General features: G+C 39.0%; 14 protein-coding genes. 7 read left to right on the forward strand and 7 right to left on the reverse strand.

Annotated features, from left to right (window positions below; genetic code table 11):
* Positions 1 to 169: 169 nt before the first annotated feature.
* The gene (locus HT99x_RS07435; protein WP_075066628.1) at positions 170 to 1111 is read right to left on the reverse strand and encodes a putative glycoside hydrolase; all 942 of its coding nucleotides are present in this window, start codon (positions 1109 to 1111) and stop codon (positions 170 to 172) included.
* 225 nt (positions 1112 to 1336) lie between these two features.
* On the opposite strand from HT99x_RS07435, the gene HT99x_RS07440 reads away from it, so the two are divergent.
* The 3 genes from HT99x_RS07440 to HT99x_RS07450 are packed head-to-tail and all read left to right on the forward strand — an operon-like array spanning position 1337 to position 3279.
* Positions 1337 to 2533 (forward strand): RtcB family protein, encoded by a 1197-nt coding sequence (locus HT99x_RS07440; protein ID WP_075066629.1) that lies wholly within the window; start codon positions 1337 to 1339, stop codon positions 2531 to 2533.
* Between the two features lie 5 nt (positions 2534 to 2538).
* Positions 2539 to 2997, forward strand: a complete 459-nt coding sequence (locus HT99x_RS07445; protein WP_102134653.1) for a YbhB/YbcL family Raf kinase inhibitor-like protein — start codon at positions 2539 to 2541, stop codon at positions 2995 to 2997.
* Between the two features lie 9 nt (positions 2998 to 3006).
* A complete protein-coding gene (locus HT99x_RS07450) occupies positions 3007 to 3279 on the forward strand; it encodes a hypothetical protein (RefSeq protein WP_075066631.1) in 273 nt (90 codons plus the stop codon).
* 119 nt (positions 3280 to 3398) lie between these two features.
* Here HT99x_RS07450 and HT99x_RS07455 read toward each other — a convergent pair whose 3' ends face one another.
* Positions 3399 to 4379 carry a hypothetical protein gene (locus tag HT99x_RS07455; RefSeq protein ID WP_075066632.1) on the reverse strand — a complete coding sequence of 327 codons (981 nt, stop codon included), beginning with the start codon at positions 4377 to 4379 and terminating at the stop codon, positions 3399 to 3401.
* A 147-nt stretch (positions 4380 to 4526) separates the two neighbouring features.
* On the opposite strand from HT99x_RS07455, the gene HT99x_RS07460 reads away from it, so the two are divergent.
* Positions 4527 to 4961, forward strand: coding sequence for a GNAT family N-acetyltransferase (locus tag HT99x_RS07460; RefSeq protein WP_075066633.1), 435 nt, complete (start codon positions 4527 to 4529; stop codon positions 4959 to 4961).
* 39 nt (positions 4962 to 5000) lie between these two features.
* Here the strand turns inward: HT99x_RS07460 and HT99x_RS07465 are convergent, their stop codons facing one another.
* The 4 genes from HT99x_RS07465 to HT99x_RS07480 form a co-directional block, all read right to left on the reverse strand.
* Positions 5001 to 5237, reverse strand: a complete 237-nt coding sequence (locus HT99x_RS07465; RefSeq protein WP_075066634.1) for a YMGG-like glycine zipper-containing protein — start codon at positions 5235 to 5237, stop codon at positions 5001 to 5003.
* A gap of 309 nt (positions 5238 to 5546) precedes the next feature.
* Positions 5547 to 6017, reverse strand: a complete 471-nt coding sequence (locus HT99x_RS07470) for a hypothetical protein (RefSeq protein ID WP_075066635.1) — start codon at positions 6015 to 6017, stop codon at positions 5547 to 5549.
* 28 nt (positions 6018 to 6045) lie between these two features.
* Positions 6046 to 6288, reverse strand: coding sequence for a hypothetical protein (locus HT99x_RS07475; RefSeq protein WP_075066636.1), 243 nt, complete (start codon positions 6286 to 6288; stop codon positions 6046 to 6048).
* Positions 6289 to 6462: 174 nt separating this feature from the next.
* Positions 6463 to 7212 (reverse strand): hypothetical protein, encoded by a 750-nt coding sequence (locus tag HT99x_RS07480; protein ID WP_075066637.1) that lies wholly within the window; start codon positions 7210 to 7212, stop codon positions 6463 to 6465.
* A gap of 179 nt (positions 7213 to 7391) precedes the next feature.
* On the opposite strand from HT99x_RS07480, the gene HT99x_RS07485 reads away from it, so the two are divergent.
* Together HT99x_RS07485 and HT99x_RS07490 are read left to right on the forward strand one after the other, a co-directional pair.
* Complete coding sequence (locus HT99x_RS07485; RefSeq protein ID WP_075066638.1) at positions 7392 to 8927, forward strand: cytochrome P450; 1536 nt, start codon at positions 7392 to 7394, stop codon at positions 8925 to 8927.
* Positions 8928 to 9622: 695 nt separating this feature from the next.
* Positions 9623 to 9964 carry a hypothetical protein gene (locus tag HT99x_RS07490; RefSeq protein WP_075066639.1) on the forward strand — a complete coding sequence of 114 codons (342 nt, stop codon included), beginning with the start codon at positions 9623 to 9625 and terminating at the stop codon, positions 9962 to 9964.
* A 204-nt stretch (positions 9965 to 10168) separates the two neighbouring features.
* Here HT99x_RS07490 and HT99x_RS07495 read toward each other — a convergent pair whose 3' ends face one another.
* On the reverse strand, positions 10169 to 12316 hold the full coding sequence (locus HT99x_RS07495; protein WP_083482905.1) for a protein kinase domain-containing protein: 2148 nt from the start codon (positions 12314 to 12316) through the stop codon (positions 10169 to 10171).
* Positions 12317 to 12416: 100 nt separating this feature from the next.
* Between HT99x_RS07495 and HT99x_RS07500 the strand changes: the two genes are divergently transcribed.
* A complete protein-coding gene (locus HT99x_RS07500; protein WP_075066641.1) occupies positions 12417 to 13394 on the forward strand; it encodes a hypothetical protein in 978 nt (325 codons plus the stop codon).
* The last annotated feature ends 14 nt before the right edge of the window (positions 13395 to 13408 follow it).

Consider the following 13408-nt stretch of genomic DNA (forward strand, 5'->3'; position numbering starts at 1 on the left):
TGTACTTTAAATAGTATCGTTTATAATGAGTCTTCTCTAGAGAGAGTGGTCATGTGTCAGGAAAGAATGAGAAATAAAACAGTGTAAGTGCATGCATGCCGATAATAAAAAACCCAGCATTAGCTGGGTTTTTTATGTGTGTTTAACTTAACTACGAGGGGAGAACATCTTAATTAACAATCGTTGCTTTTTCTTTGGCTTTGGCTGGAACCGTTGACGCGGTTGTACTGTTGCCTCGGCCTTTCAATGCATCGAATAAACTACCATATGCATTCGTTGGGCTCCAGACATACCAACCATCTGCTTTTGCATCTTCAGCTGCTTTGATTTGCGCTAACACATAGCGTGATTTTTGCGCAGAAGACATGCGATAGTGATAATTTGAAGCTTCAACATAAGGGATCAGCTTAAAAGGTGTTGAATTATTGTCAAACTTGCTCTTTAACGCCTTCAAAGACTTGTAAACGGTCTCATAAGGTTGTTTAGAGTGTGTTTGATAAGGGTGATAGTGTGATGGATAAACCATTGGGCAAGCACCATCAATCGTATCCGCAAATAATTCAATATTTTGACCAATACGAGGTGATTCTTTAAAGCTTACCTCACCAAAAATATCGATTTGCAACGGTACTTTGTGTGAATCTGCTCTTTGTTTAAAGAATTTAATCACTTCTTTCACATCTTTGGCATTTTGTGCAGAAGGTGATTGCTTGCTGGAGTAGCGGATATAATCCAATTGAATCTCATCAGCGCCCATACTCACCGCGGTATCAATGAGTTTGGCTCTATTTTGCCAGTACTCTTTAGATTTTATTTGCTGCGCACGGCCACCATCTGGAAAAACAACAATTCTGACAACATAACGAATGCCATTTTGTTTTATGAGGTTAATATTTTTTTGATAGTTGCGTGTTACTTTCTGCAAATCGACCACAAAGGTATTAATGCCAACGGCTTTAGACTGCTGGATCAGCTCATTAAGCTTCGCAGTGTTTTCTAGCGTACCTTGATTAATATAAATTCCTTTCACTGTCGCGCTAGCGACGGTTGAGCCAACCAAGCTAAACATGGCTACCAGAAAGCAAGCGATTATTGTTGTCTGTCTACGCATAGTAATTCCTTTAAAATGGCATGACGGCCTTACATGTCAAATAATCGACACTGTTTTGAAAAAAGTTTAAATGAGAAGGAACTTTTTATGTTGACTATGTACAATGACAGTATTTTAAGAAAAGTAACTGGGTTAAAAGATAGGTAAGTGCCCTCTAATATTTATATGGTATACTTCTACCTTAAATTTAATTATTAACAATCAATTTATATTTTGGTCATTTCCATGCCAGTCAAAAAAATAATAAACGAGGGTAAAGTACCCGTTAAAATTTATACCGATGAGATTGATGATTCAGCCTACCGGCAATTATGCAATATTTCGCAATTAGATATAATCCATTCTCATGTAGCTGCAATGCCTGATGTGCATTGTGGTATTGGTGCAACCGTCGGTTCCGTTATTCCCACTAAAAAGGCGATTATTCCAGCCGCGGTTGGGGTTGATATTGGCTGTGGTATGCAAGCAATTCGTTTATCCCTAAAAGCTTATCAATTACCTAATAATTTAAAAAATCTGCGTTTAGCCATTGAAGAAAAAGTCCCGGTTGGCTTTGATGCTCATGGCAGTGATGATATTCGCATTAACGCGTGTATGCCGTTTAAAAAAGGGATAGATGCCATATTAGAAACCCACCCCCAATTGCTCAAAATTGCTAAGAACATTGATAAAAAATGGATGAACCAGCTTGGTACGCTGGGCGGCGGGAACCACTTCATTGAATTATGCTTAGATGAACAGCAACATGTCTGGGTCATGCTCCATTCAGGCAGTCGTGGTATTGGTAATGCCATTGGCACTTATTTTATCGATTTAGCCAAAAAAGACATGGGCATTCACCTAAAAGATCTACCCGATAAAGATCTGGCTTATTTGCAAGAAGGTACCCAGCACTTTCAAGACTATGTAACAGCCGTCCAATGGGCACAAGATTATGCCTATGCTAATCGCCAAGAAATGATGAATATTATTTTAGAGGTACTTCGGGGTCATTTGCCTCCCTTTGCGATTGAAAAAGAAGCCATCAATTGCCACCACAATTATGTTGCCATTGAAACCCACTTTGGTGAATCGGTCTATGTGACTCGCAAAGGGGCTATTCGCGCAGAGAAAGGAGATTTAGGTATCATTCCAGGTAGCATGGGGGCTTGTTCCTATATTGTGAGGGGCAAGGGGAATAAAACGGCTTTTCATTCTTGTGCGCATGGGGCAGGGCGTCTTTTAAGCCGTAATGAGGCACGAAGGCGTTTTCAAACCAAAGATCTGATTGCCCAAACAAAGGGCGTAGAATGTCGCAAAGACAAACAAGTACTTGACGAAATACCTTCTGCTTATAAGAATATTGATACGGTGATGGAAAACCAAAGTGATTTGGTAGAAGTGCTCTATCAACTAAAACAGATCATTTGTATTAAGGGATAGCCTACGTGAAAATTTATTCACCTGTTTTCAAGCATAATGAGCCCATTCCAACTAAATATACTTGTGAAGGAGATGATATCTCCCCACCACTTAGTTGGGAAGATATCCCAAATGAAGCTAAAAGCTTAGTCTTAATTGTGGACGATCCCGATGCTCCAGATCCTGCTGCTCCTAAGCTAACCTGGGTTCATTGGATACTTTATAACCTGGATCCCAAAAGCAAAGGACTCAATGAACATACCAGCATCCCTCATGGTGCATCACCAGGGCTTACCAATTGGAACAAAACCAGCTATGGCGGACCTTGCCCCCCGATTGGCCGGCATCGTTATTTTCACAAGCTTTATGCGCTTGATATTGTGTTACCCGATTTGAAAAATCCGAGTAAAGAAGCGCTTCTTGCAGCCATGGAAAATCATGTGATTGCTAAAACTGAAATGATTGGTACCTATCAAAAACAATAGAGGCTTACTATGTACGTTACGATATTAGGTGCTTTGCTTGTGATTATGATATTTTTTGTTTTGATGCCTTGTTATTATGTTAACAAGGTTATTTTTAACAAAATGTTTTCCTATTTTATTTTTTTAACTTGTTGGTATTTAATTTACGCTATTTGTGAATTATTTGATCTTCCTTACTTTATGCTTGCCGCAGTTGCTATTGCAGCAGCGATTGCGTATGGGTTTGATTATTTAAGAAAGTCTAAGAAAATAGCGTTCATTAATCGGTATTTTGCGGAATGATATATTATTTTGTTACACTGCTTCCGCAGTTTTAGGTAATGTGAATTATTTCCTCCCCCCATGTAAGCATTCACGGCTAACGCCGTTTCATACTTACATGGGGGGGAAGAAGTTATCCCCTAGAGAGCCGCGGTAGCGGCGACACAAGATGCCACTGCTGTGTGCTGTGATTGCTCTCTATATATTTTCGCACACTCAACCGGCGAATAAGGCTCAAAATAACCTTCTATTTCTAATTGAGCTAGCCATTTGGCGGTAGCCGGCTGTAGCATAATATTTTTTAAAATATGCAATTTAATCGCAGAAGAACGTTCTGTTTCCATGGCGGTAAATAAAGCAACAAGCGCATCAAATGACAAGGGCCCCAACTGTTGCTCACAGCAAGCAACGATATTTTGTGCGCCCACGCGCAAAATATCTAAATAGCTTTTTATGCCATCATAAATAGCCAATTCGCTTTGCTTGGTTAAACGCTCGGGCGAAAATAAAGCCACACCCGTATTGTGATGAATAGCTTCATCTTTCAGAATATTCAATAAAGTGGCTTTTAAGCTTCCCCATTGGCAGCTTTTACCCAGCGTTTTGTAGTATGCGATCCCCCAGCCTTCTAATACGGTTTGAATCAGAAAATACAGCGTATTCACATCACAAACTTCTATCATATTAGAAATATGTTGAATAAACTTGCCTTGTGGAGTGACTCGTTGCGTAACATCAAGGTAGGGGGCAAGCCATGATAAATGTACTGCTTCATCGCTAGCAATCAGTCCATACATTTGCCTGATTTCGGTTGTTTCTCCCAGGGTAATCATCTTAGCACAATAGGCAAGTCCCGCTTTTTCGATAAAATAAGATTCGGTTAAGACAAAATTGTTGCACGATTTTACAATCTGGTGTTGTTTTGTCTCATCTAATTGTTGAAAAAGCTTACTATGCGGTAGGCCATATAAGGCGGCAGACCATGCAGGCAAGCTGCTATCAAAGGAAGGAGGCTCCGCTAATCGCCCTTTACGACGCAGGCTACCTTGTAATGTTTTATCCAGAGAGGGATTATCACCTTGATGAGGCAGATAGAGGCTATTGACGATTGAGTGCGACATAAGGATGATAGGCCTTTTGATTTTAAACTGTTTTTTAGTTTAGCTACTTTTTAATTTAATCATCAACTAACACTGGCCATAGTAATAATGAATCATAATATCTCTATCCGATCTGCAAAGTTGACTGACTGCCAAGTAATTTACGATATGGCTTATGAACTAGCCAAAATGCAAGAGTTGCTTCATCGCTTCTGCTTAACACTGCAAAGTTTACAAACGATGCTTACCGATCTCACAGAAGCAACCCAAACAATCGTTGCGGAACAAGAAGGAAAAGTGGTTGCCTTTGCGATGTATACCTTATTGAAAAATAATCGCCTTTATCATGATGGTTATGCGATGTATATCGATGAGCTTTATGTTTTACCTGAAAATCGCAATCAAGGAATAGGCAAGGGAATGTTTCAATATATTGGCAGTATCGCCCTGAAACACAATTGCAATCGATTGGAATGGTGGGTTGAACAAAATAATCAAGAAGCTTTTGCTTTTTATGAACATATCGGAGCGCGTGCGCTAACCGAATTTATGACTTTTCGCTTACAAAAACCTGCTTTAGAAACTTTCGTTACCCATATTTAACCTGCGATATGGGTAACGTTAGTTAATAGCTATTGCATATTAGTAGTTGTCATAACCACGTTGTGAGCTATCGTAAATAGCGCCACCTAATGCACCGACACCAGCACCAATTAAAGCGCCTTCACCTGCATGGCCTGAAATAGCACCAATAGCAGCACCACCAACGGTACCAATTGCCGCACCACTTAAAATGCTTTGTTCTGATTGCGTCATATTAGAACAGCCTACAAGTGAAACCATCGCAACAACAGGTATCAATTTAATTAAATGTTTCATTCCGTGTCCCTCCTTAAAAGACATCTACAAACATAGACAAAAATGAAACAGTTTCAGTGCATACACAACGAACAATATAATTAACGTGTTCCTGATACAAATCCTGCACGTTCGCTATAAGAAGCAACCCCACTTACAGCACAGCTAGATAAGCAAAAACATAAACAAATTAATAACATTGTAATAGGTGTCTTCAAATGACTAACCTTGTTTCATTAATGGTCTTTATGTTTTTTCGGCAGATAATGTAATTACGCAGAGGTGAAAATGTGCTCAGTGATTTTAATCAACTGAGCACACAAGGGAGAATTAACGGCGAGGAATAAACGTACGAGTATGCGTTGGCGCAAAAGAAGGTGTTCTTGTAGGAACAAATGTACGGGTATGCGATGGCGCAGCCGTATGTGTTCTTGTAGGCGTAAACGTACGAGAGACACCACCTGGTACGAAAGTACTGGTATGTGATGGCGCAGTAGGCGTTCTTACACCACCTGGTACAAACGTACTGGTATGTGTTGGACGATGTACACCACCTGGAACAAAGGTACGTGAGTGGGTTGGCCAAAGACCTGTAAAGGGTCGATAAATACTTGGCCAAAAACCAACAGTTACATTTGATCCGGCTGTAAAGTGAATCAAGCTAGCAAACGTTGCTGCAGCTACGAGGCTGTATAAAAAAGCTAAGCCAAAAGCAACCCCAAATGGGCCGCTTGCAAGGAGTAAAGAGGCGCCAAAAGTGGCTAATCCAATCCCCGCGAGTGTTGTTCTACTGATTGCCATAATAGCGCTCTCCTAATAAGGGTTTAGATTAATAACAATAGGTATCAACCATATCGCCCATGTACATACCGGTGTAGGGGTCAAATACAGGTGTTACCACTTGTTGGCAAACAGGCGCTGCATACACTGGGTATGAAGGATAAGAGTAATAAGTAGGGTAAGAAGCCAGAATACCAAGAGTCATTGCACCTAAGCCAAGACCAACACCAAGTAACAATGCATCGTTACCGCCAGAAATGGTGTTTAATTCAGTTGTTGTTAATTGACGCATAATTAATCCCCTTAATTTTTAATACAAAAGTCTAAGTTGTTCAGACGGTGCCAAAGTAACAAGCCTCAGAAAAACTATCAAGCGACTTTGCGCATGGCAGGATGAATGGCAAACACAAACAGACAGATGGTCGAACAAAGTCTTTACTTTGTGTGTTAGTTGTGAAACATATATCTAAATAAATTCTATTGTTTGTGTCGTTTGCAATAATATTTGCTGTAAAACAGCATGATCGGATATGACAACAGAGGTAGCCATGGGTGGCGTTATTTCTGGCGTCGATGTTGTTTGAGTGTGATTTTCATTATCAATTTGCAATGGATACATCGGCGATAAACTATCTGAATCGAATAATATATCTGAAATGACTAAGGGTTCTACCGTGCAAATAGGTTGTAGGTTAAGTTCGACTGGAATTTCCACTTCAAGCAAGTGCGTTAAAATTAAGGGTTTCGCTTCTGTAAAAGCAGAAGTTCCCATTGGACCCGAATTTTCTCCGGTCATCACATACCATGCATAAGTCATCATATGAGCAGGTAATTGAGCATAATTGGTATGATAAGCTTCAAGTTGGATCCAGCTGCCTTTTTGCGAGTTGATTTCATGGGTTCCAAATAAACACTCGCCGAGTACATTGCTTCTAAAAGCATATTGCGTATCAAGGGAGGCATGGCTAGAAGAATTGTCACGGTTAATTAAATGATCTTGAGCGAGATTGCTAAAGGTGTCATAACTTTGGCCTTTGTCAGGAATAAAGACGTAAGCACCATTTAAAAATTCCTTAAAAAATTGATGACGCGCTACTTCATTGTTAGGAGCAATAGAGTCAATATAAGACAGAAGCGCTGCATCTTGTGTTGACAAGCAGGTGGCTGTCAATTGATAAAATTGTTCTAAAAATATGTAAATTGAAGGCTTTTTCATTTAAACATCTCGCATAGATTCTGAGTAATTATATCAAAACGTTAAACGCTGCCAACAACACACATCTATTAGGGTATTTAAATAACTAATAATTAGATCTTTATTCTAAATTTGCTATCGTTTTAAAAGATGACCTATAGTGAATATGGTAATTAGTGCATATACACACGGAGGAGAACATGCTCACAGGACCCAAGCAGTTATTATCATCAATGATACAAACGGTTTTAAATCCGTTACGCAAAATTGGCACAGGATTAACTTACTATATGGGTGATTCTGGTAAAATCATACGTGACGGGGAAAAATTCATGTTCACTGAGTTGGCCGATCGTGCTGTAGCAAGTCAACAAGGACATTCTTCAACTTATTTAGGGCTACCATTTTTATCTCTTTACCATTTTCATATTTTTACGGGTGAAAATTTTGTAAAAGAAGCAGTCTCTTATGGGGAATATAGCGAAAAATTTCCAGGAAAATTTGATGCCAAAGCTCGGTCTCTGTTTGACCCTGTTAAGGAATTTTTAGGTGATCCAGCCATCGTTAATATGAATGGCAAAGAAGTAAAAGCTGAACGTTTTGGAATAAAAAATAATCTGTCGCAAGCAAGGGCCGTTAGTGCGGCGGCAAATGTCTTTGATAGAATGCTCAGCAATTGGGCTGAAGAGAAATCACTTAACCATATTATCTGCTATGCATGCACGCAAATTATTGCAAAAGCTTGGTACAATCTTGATGAAGTGCCAGAAGAATTAATCCCTTTATTAAAAACGGCTGAGTATTATGTTTTTAATCGAGATAAAGTCAGCGACCAAGACTTTGAAAACTTGCGCCAGCAAATTAAGGACTTGAATGATCGTGTCATTTCAGAGCAAGAAGAAAATATTAGAAAAGGGGAGAGCTATCTTACCTATCTTCAAGAAGCACGTGGTAAAAAAAGGCTTGCTGATCTGAATGCATTAGCAGGACTTGTTGTTGAAGGTAATATTACTACCGTTGTCACCGGAGCTTTGTTACAGATTGCGACCAATCAAGAATTACAAAATCGATTACGTGAAGAAATCAAATCCATCAATTTCGATATAGGAAGCCCTGAAGGCTATCAAAAGCTCAAAGAACTGCCACTGTTACATCAAGTTTATCTTGAAACCTTACGCTATTATTCACCCTCGCCTCCAATGGCACGATATGCTTCAAAAGCGGGTACTATCAATGGCGTCCACATCCCTGCACGTTCATATCTGTTTATCCCACTGCGTCGAGTCATGCATGATCCAAAACAATGGTCTCATCCAGAGATCTTTGATCCAAGTCGGCATGAAGCGGGCAGTCGACGACTTAATGAGTTTCCATTAACCCCATTTTCAACGGGGCCGCGGGTTTGCCCAGCTTCATTTGGTTTTGCTGAAGCCATGTTTAAAATCGCGATAGCCAAAATCATTATGAATAATGAATTAACATTAACCTCTCATGCGGATATTGAAACAATCCCGGTTGAGACCAAGGAACCTCGATTTAAGCAAACCTATTTTGTTAAGCTTAACAACCTTGCTCAGAAGGCAGAATCGCAAGCTGAGGTTGATCTGACGCCAACACAGGTTTTAAGGATGAGGGGGGCAACTTCATATAGTCCAAATACCTCAAGCTCATCGACCTTAGAAAACAATACAAAGATCGGTCCTACTCAACAACAAAAACAAGCCTACCGAGTTTAGAGAAGTCCTCTAAGAAGACAAGCCACGATATACCTATGATATATCGTGGTTTTTATCTGAAACATTATTCAGTTGGAAAGATACAAAACGTAATAAAACAACTCAAATCATGACGGTATCAGAGCTGACGATCGTCAAATGCTTACAAATGAAATGCCTATTTTCTGATTCGCCAACTTCGGCGGCGATGATTTCATGCTTTCAATTCAGTTTTTGAAACGATAAAAATACGATAATTGATGAATAATGAAAACTGTACACTTTTTATAGCCAATTTCCATGGTTATTACTTTCTGTTTTGCATGCACTTTAACCCATCTTCGCTAAAGCGATGCAGGTTCTAATTTTTGTTTTTTAAATCGTCTTGTTACTATTAAGAACAGTCGGGTATACTCAATTTTTCTTAAGCAAGAGACACCATTTTTCTAAAAAAGTGATGTTTGCAAAAAAAAATTTAAAAAAAATTAAAAATTTTTTGCCTCATGTTACGCTTAGCATAAGCGGCACATGAGTATCGCTAAGTCCTTGCAAAATCGAAAATTTTTTCGATTTAAACAAGAAAGCAAAACATGGACGACGCGCAAAAGGATGTGAAAATTAAAGTAGAAAAGGGATCCAGTCTGTATATTTATTTTATTTTTCTAAACTTCTGTGCTAGATTTTGGATAGTTACCCTAGTACTGAGGAGAACCTAAATGACAGTTCGTAAAAAGTCTGCAACGAAGAAGGCTACCAAGGCTAAAACCACCAAAAAGCGTAAAGTTGCTGCTAAAGTTGCTGCTAAAGTTGCTGCTCCTAAAGCACGCAAAACAGCAAAAAAACGCACGGTGAAAAAAGCAGCTGGTGCGAAGAAGAAAGTAGCAGCTAAGAAGCCAGCAGCTAAAAGAAAAACTGCTAAAAAGAAAGTAGCAGCTAAGAAGCCAGCGGCAAAAAGAAAAACCGCTAAAAGAAAAGTAGCTGCTAAAAAGAAACCAGCAGCGAAAAAGGTAGCAAAGGCTCGTAAAAGAAGAACAGTTAAGAAAGCGAAAGCTGCTTAATTATTCCTCTTAAAAACCGCGTTATGTCTTTGATATAACGCGGTTTTTTTATGCCTCAACCTCATTCACTTTCTATCCAGCTTGTAGGATATTTGCCATTGTTCTATTCAGCCATTTCTGTTTTTTGCTTAAAGTCTTGACGAATACCTTCCACTTCTTAACTATTGCTGAATAAGATCTCAGTGAATATTAAAAACGATCAAGCTACGTGCTACGAAACTTTTTTTGCTTTTGAGTGGTTGGCTTGGTAGGTGTTGGAGCATCCGAAAGCTTTATATCATTCTGAGATTGTTGACGACGATGCGTATGCGTAACAGGTTTTGCTCTCTTGCTGCTTTGCTGACTAAAATAATCTGCTAACATCGCATCCATCTCGGGAGTTTTGTCGGCACGTTGAGATAAAGACATATACAAATGGTGAATTGCTGAGGCAAGTGAGATTCTATCTTTAGCTTTATCCGCTAACATTTGGTTTATAAAAGGCATTCCTAATTCTAAGTCATGTTGAAACATGGTTCCTAATGCATATACATCGGATGCAAAAGAGAATTTTGCTTTCGCTTCTTTATCATCGCTATATTTTGCAGCTAAAATTTCTGGTGCTAAATAGAATTCTGTTCCTTTTGGATCGGCTGTAATTGATGTTTCGCCGGGAGGTAATTGGAGTGAAAACCCGAAATCAAAGGAGCTAATGGTAATCTGAGCTCCTTCAATATTCATCATAAAATTTTCCGGCTTAATGTCGCAGTGCAGTATGCGGTTCTCATGCAAAAAAGCGATAGCCTCTGCAGCTTTAATTGCGATGACAATACTCTCTGTTTTATCTAATTCTTTTTTGACTAACCGTTGACCAAAATAAAGACGATCATGCAGTTCTTCACCTTCTAAGAGTTTCATGACAGTATAAAGTTTATGTTCAGAAGGGCGACCTTTAAAATCTTTCCCATACTCACGTTGAGCCTCACCAATATAGTGCCCAACTATTTTCATAATCTCCGTTTCAGCCTTATTTTCTGCATTCGCTCCTACGCCTTCAATTTTGACGGCATAGTGCTCACCTTGCTTATTCATGATAAGTTTTACAAGACCATAATTTCCTTCACCCAAATAATGACCATTTTGCATGGCATAGATTTCTGAACCAATTTTGATAAAGGAATGATCTAGCCCAAATTTCTTTTTATCCAGTTTCGATAAATCAGCATTTTGTTCAAATATTTCCTCTGCTTTGTGCCATTCCGCAGCACTAACCTGCATTATTTTAGCATTTGGATCTTGGACAGGTCGGGCGAGATACGTTGATTGGATGAGTCCAATCAATTTGTCCTTTATGCCATAATCCTCAATAATGCCAAATTTGTCCCAGTCAACTTCGCCGCCTTCGGCAACATATTTAGCATTTTTCTTATTTTTAGAGAAAATTTCGATATTTTCAATGAGACTAAAGCGATCGGCGATTCCTGGATATAAGCTAATAGCCTTTAATAGTTCATCTAGGGTAACGGCTTCAGTAACACTGCGTTGAAACGCTTCTCGGCGTTTATGCTCATCGCTAATGACTAATTTAACGATCGTATCTTGTAACAAAGGACCTGCTAAGGATGGATACTGTTCCCAGTTTTGAAATTTTCCTTCATAAATTGCTAAGATATCTTCAGGCATTCGTGATAATTTAAACAGTTCAGATATCACTGCATTTGAACTGCCTAAATTCCCTAAAGCATCTATCAATAAGCCATTTCTATCAAATATATTCTTTAGATCTTCAATCGATTCAGCATTCGCAATCTCTTGCATTAAGCGGTCTTGATTTTTTTTGGCAGTAACGCTAGCCAGATGATAAATTGCCGCGTGCAATCCATATTTTTCAGGGCCAAATTTGGATGCCAAGTTGATGTCTTTATTCATTATTTTTTGCATGGTTGCAGGATTGCGCATCATAATCTTGAGAATTTCTATATAATAATCTACATCATCACCATGGATACCATGCCCTTTTAATTTATCCATTTGTTCCAACAAGGTTTCCAGAGAGTCTGTTGGGGATATTGTGAAGGTTTCTTTAATACTTGAGCTTGCTGGCGATTTCTCTTGATTCTTTCTTGATTGATTCAGGGTATAAAATTTCTCACGTATATCAAATTCTTCAGGAATAAATCGATCAACAAAATCAGCTTCGGATAATTTACTTTTATCCTCAATAAACGCGTTAAGATGTCTCTTAGCTGTACGTTGATAGCCAATCGAAATATATAAGCTGCTAGCCTCTGGTAATGATAACAACTCAAATAGTTCTTCAAGGGAGGCTATTTTTTGAATTTTATCTTTTAATTCATCATCAGTGTACATCATCTATTTCCTGAAAATGCAATGAAACTTTTTCAAGTTAGAGCAGACTCTAAGCGCTATAAGTTCCAAGAATTTGTGTAGTGTCATGATAAAAGGGTAAGTTATGGGTGGACATAAGAAAAAACTGGCTGAAATTGGCAAAACAAAAGGGAAAGGACGCGACCTTTTGCCAGCAAGTGATGCAGTGAAAAGTGCTATTGCCTATATGAAAGAAATAGAAAACTTCTTTTCAGAAAAATCCCACGGCCAGATCCCGATTTACCCTTTGCTTTGGCATAATTTGCAAGGTAAGCAACTGGATGGTCAACCAGCGATGATATCAGGTAGGTTATTTCATGAGACGAATTGTTTCATTAGACAAGATCTCGAAAAAGGTATTGATCAAAGAGAGTTAAAAGATGTTGCAGCAAGAGAAAAAAAACCAAATGGCGAAAAAAAGTACAACTTTGTTTCTGAAAGCATCGTAAAAAAAATGGATGCTTTGATCAAAAACAGAGATCCATCACAAATAGATGAAATACTTAACTCGGTGGTTCATGATATCGAGAATAACCCTGCTTGGATTCATTTCTGGCAAGAAAGAATAGGACTAGAAGGTGTTGATGTTGAGTTACAAACCAAAGTACTTCAGTCTTTAGTCTACAAGATGATGGGAGATTGCTATCAAAGCTATCTGGCTAAAAATGATGTTCCTGTAGAAGCTCAACGAACGGCAAGGAATTTTGTTAATGCCCTTAATGAAGCTGCGAAAACAGTGACACCATTAGCGCCTATTACAGAAGCAAAACGAACAACAACGTCGGTCCCAAGTTTTGCAACACCTGATGTGCCATCTATTGAACCAGCGATACAGCCACAAAATGAAGAGGGACCAAGGCAACGTCGAGCGCCAGCCTATTTAGCACTACCCGCTAGGACCACATCGTTAACTAGCAGTTCACAACCATCTATCCGTTCACAATCACCTAGCGTGCCAGAAACTAAGCCAACGAGAATCGGACGTGTAAAACAAATGGCACAAGAATATGAACGTAAAATAGAGGAGCAAAATGCAAAGCCGACCAGTCCTAAGAAAAGATAAAGAGAGATTGCCTT

This window comes from Candidatus Berkiella aquae (genome assembly GCF_001431295.2).
Taxonomy (GTDB): domain Bacteria; phylum Pseudomonadota; class Gammaproteobacteria; order Berkiellales; family Berkiellaceae; genus Berkiella; species Berkiella aquae.

Bases quoted from the DNA above. Each gene is read 5' to 3' on its own strand.
- HT99x_RS07435 (WP_075066628.1), bottom strand. From the start codon at position 1,111: ATGCGTAGACAGACAACAATAATCGCTTGCTTTCTGGTAGCCATGTTT.
- HT99x_RS07440 (WP_075066629.1), top strand. From the start codon at position 1,337: ATGCCAGTCAAAAAAATAATAAACGAGGGTAAAGTACCCGTTAAAATT.
- HT99x_RS07450 (WP_075066631.1), top strand. From the start codon at position 3,007: ATGTACGTTACGATATTAGGTGCTTTGCTTGTGATTATGATATTTTTT.
- HT99x_RS07455 (WP_075066632.1), bottom strand. From the start codon at position 4,379: ATGTCGCACTCAATCGTCAATAGCCTCTATCTGCCTCATCAAGGTGAT.
- HT99x_RS07460 (WP_075066633.1), top strand. From the start codon at position 4,527: ATGGCTTATGAACTAGCCAAAATGCAAGAGTTGCTTCATCGCTTCTGC.
- HT99x_RS07465 (WP_075066634.1), bottom strand. From the start codon at position 5,237: ATGAAACATTTAATTAAATTGATACCTGTTGTTGCGATGGTTTCACTT.
- HT99x_RS07470 (WP_075066635.1), bottom strand. From the start codon at position 6,017: ATGGCAATCAGTAGAACAACACTCGCGGGGATTGGATTAGCCACTTTT.
- HT99x_RS07475 (WP_075066636.1), bottom strand. From the start codon at position 6,288: ATGCGTCAATTAACAACAACTGAATTAAACACCATTTCTGGCGGTAAC.
- HT99x_RS07480 (WP_075066637.1), bottom strand. From the start codon at position 7,212: ATGAAAAAGCCTTCAATTTACATATTTTTAGAACAATTTTATCAATTG.
- HT99x_RS07485 (WP_075066638.1), top strand. From the start codon at position 7,392: ATGCTCACAGGACCCAAGCAGTTATTATCATCAATGATACAAACGGTT.
- HT99x_RS07490 (WP_075066639.1), top strand. From the start codon at position 9,623: ATGACAGTTCGTAAAAAGTCTGCAACGAAGAAGGCTACCAAGGCTAAA.
- HT99x_RS07495 (WP_083482905.1), bottom strand. From the start codon at position 12,316: ATGATGTACACTGATGATGAATTAAAAGATAAAATTCAAAAAATAGCC.
- HT99x_RS07500 (WP_075066641.1), top strand. From the start codon at position 12,417: ATGGGTGGACATAAGAAAAAACTGGCTGAAATTGGCAAAACAAAAGGG.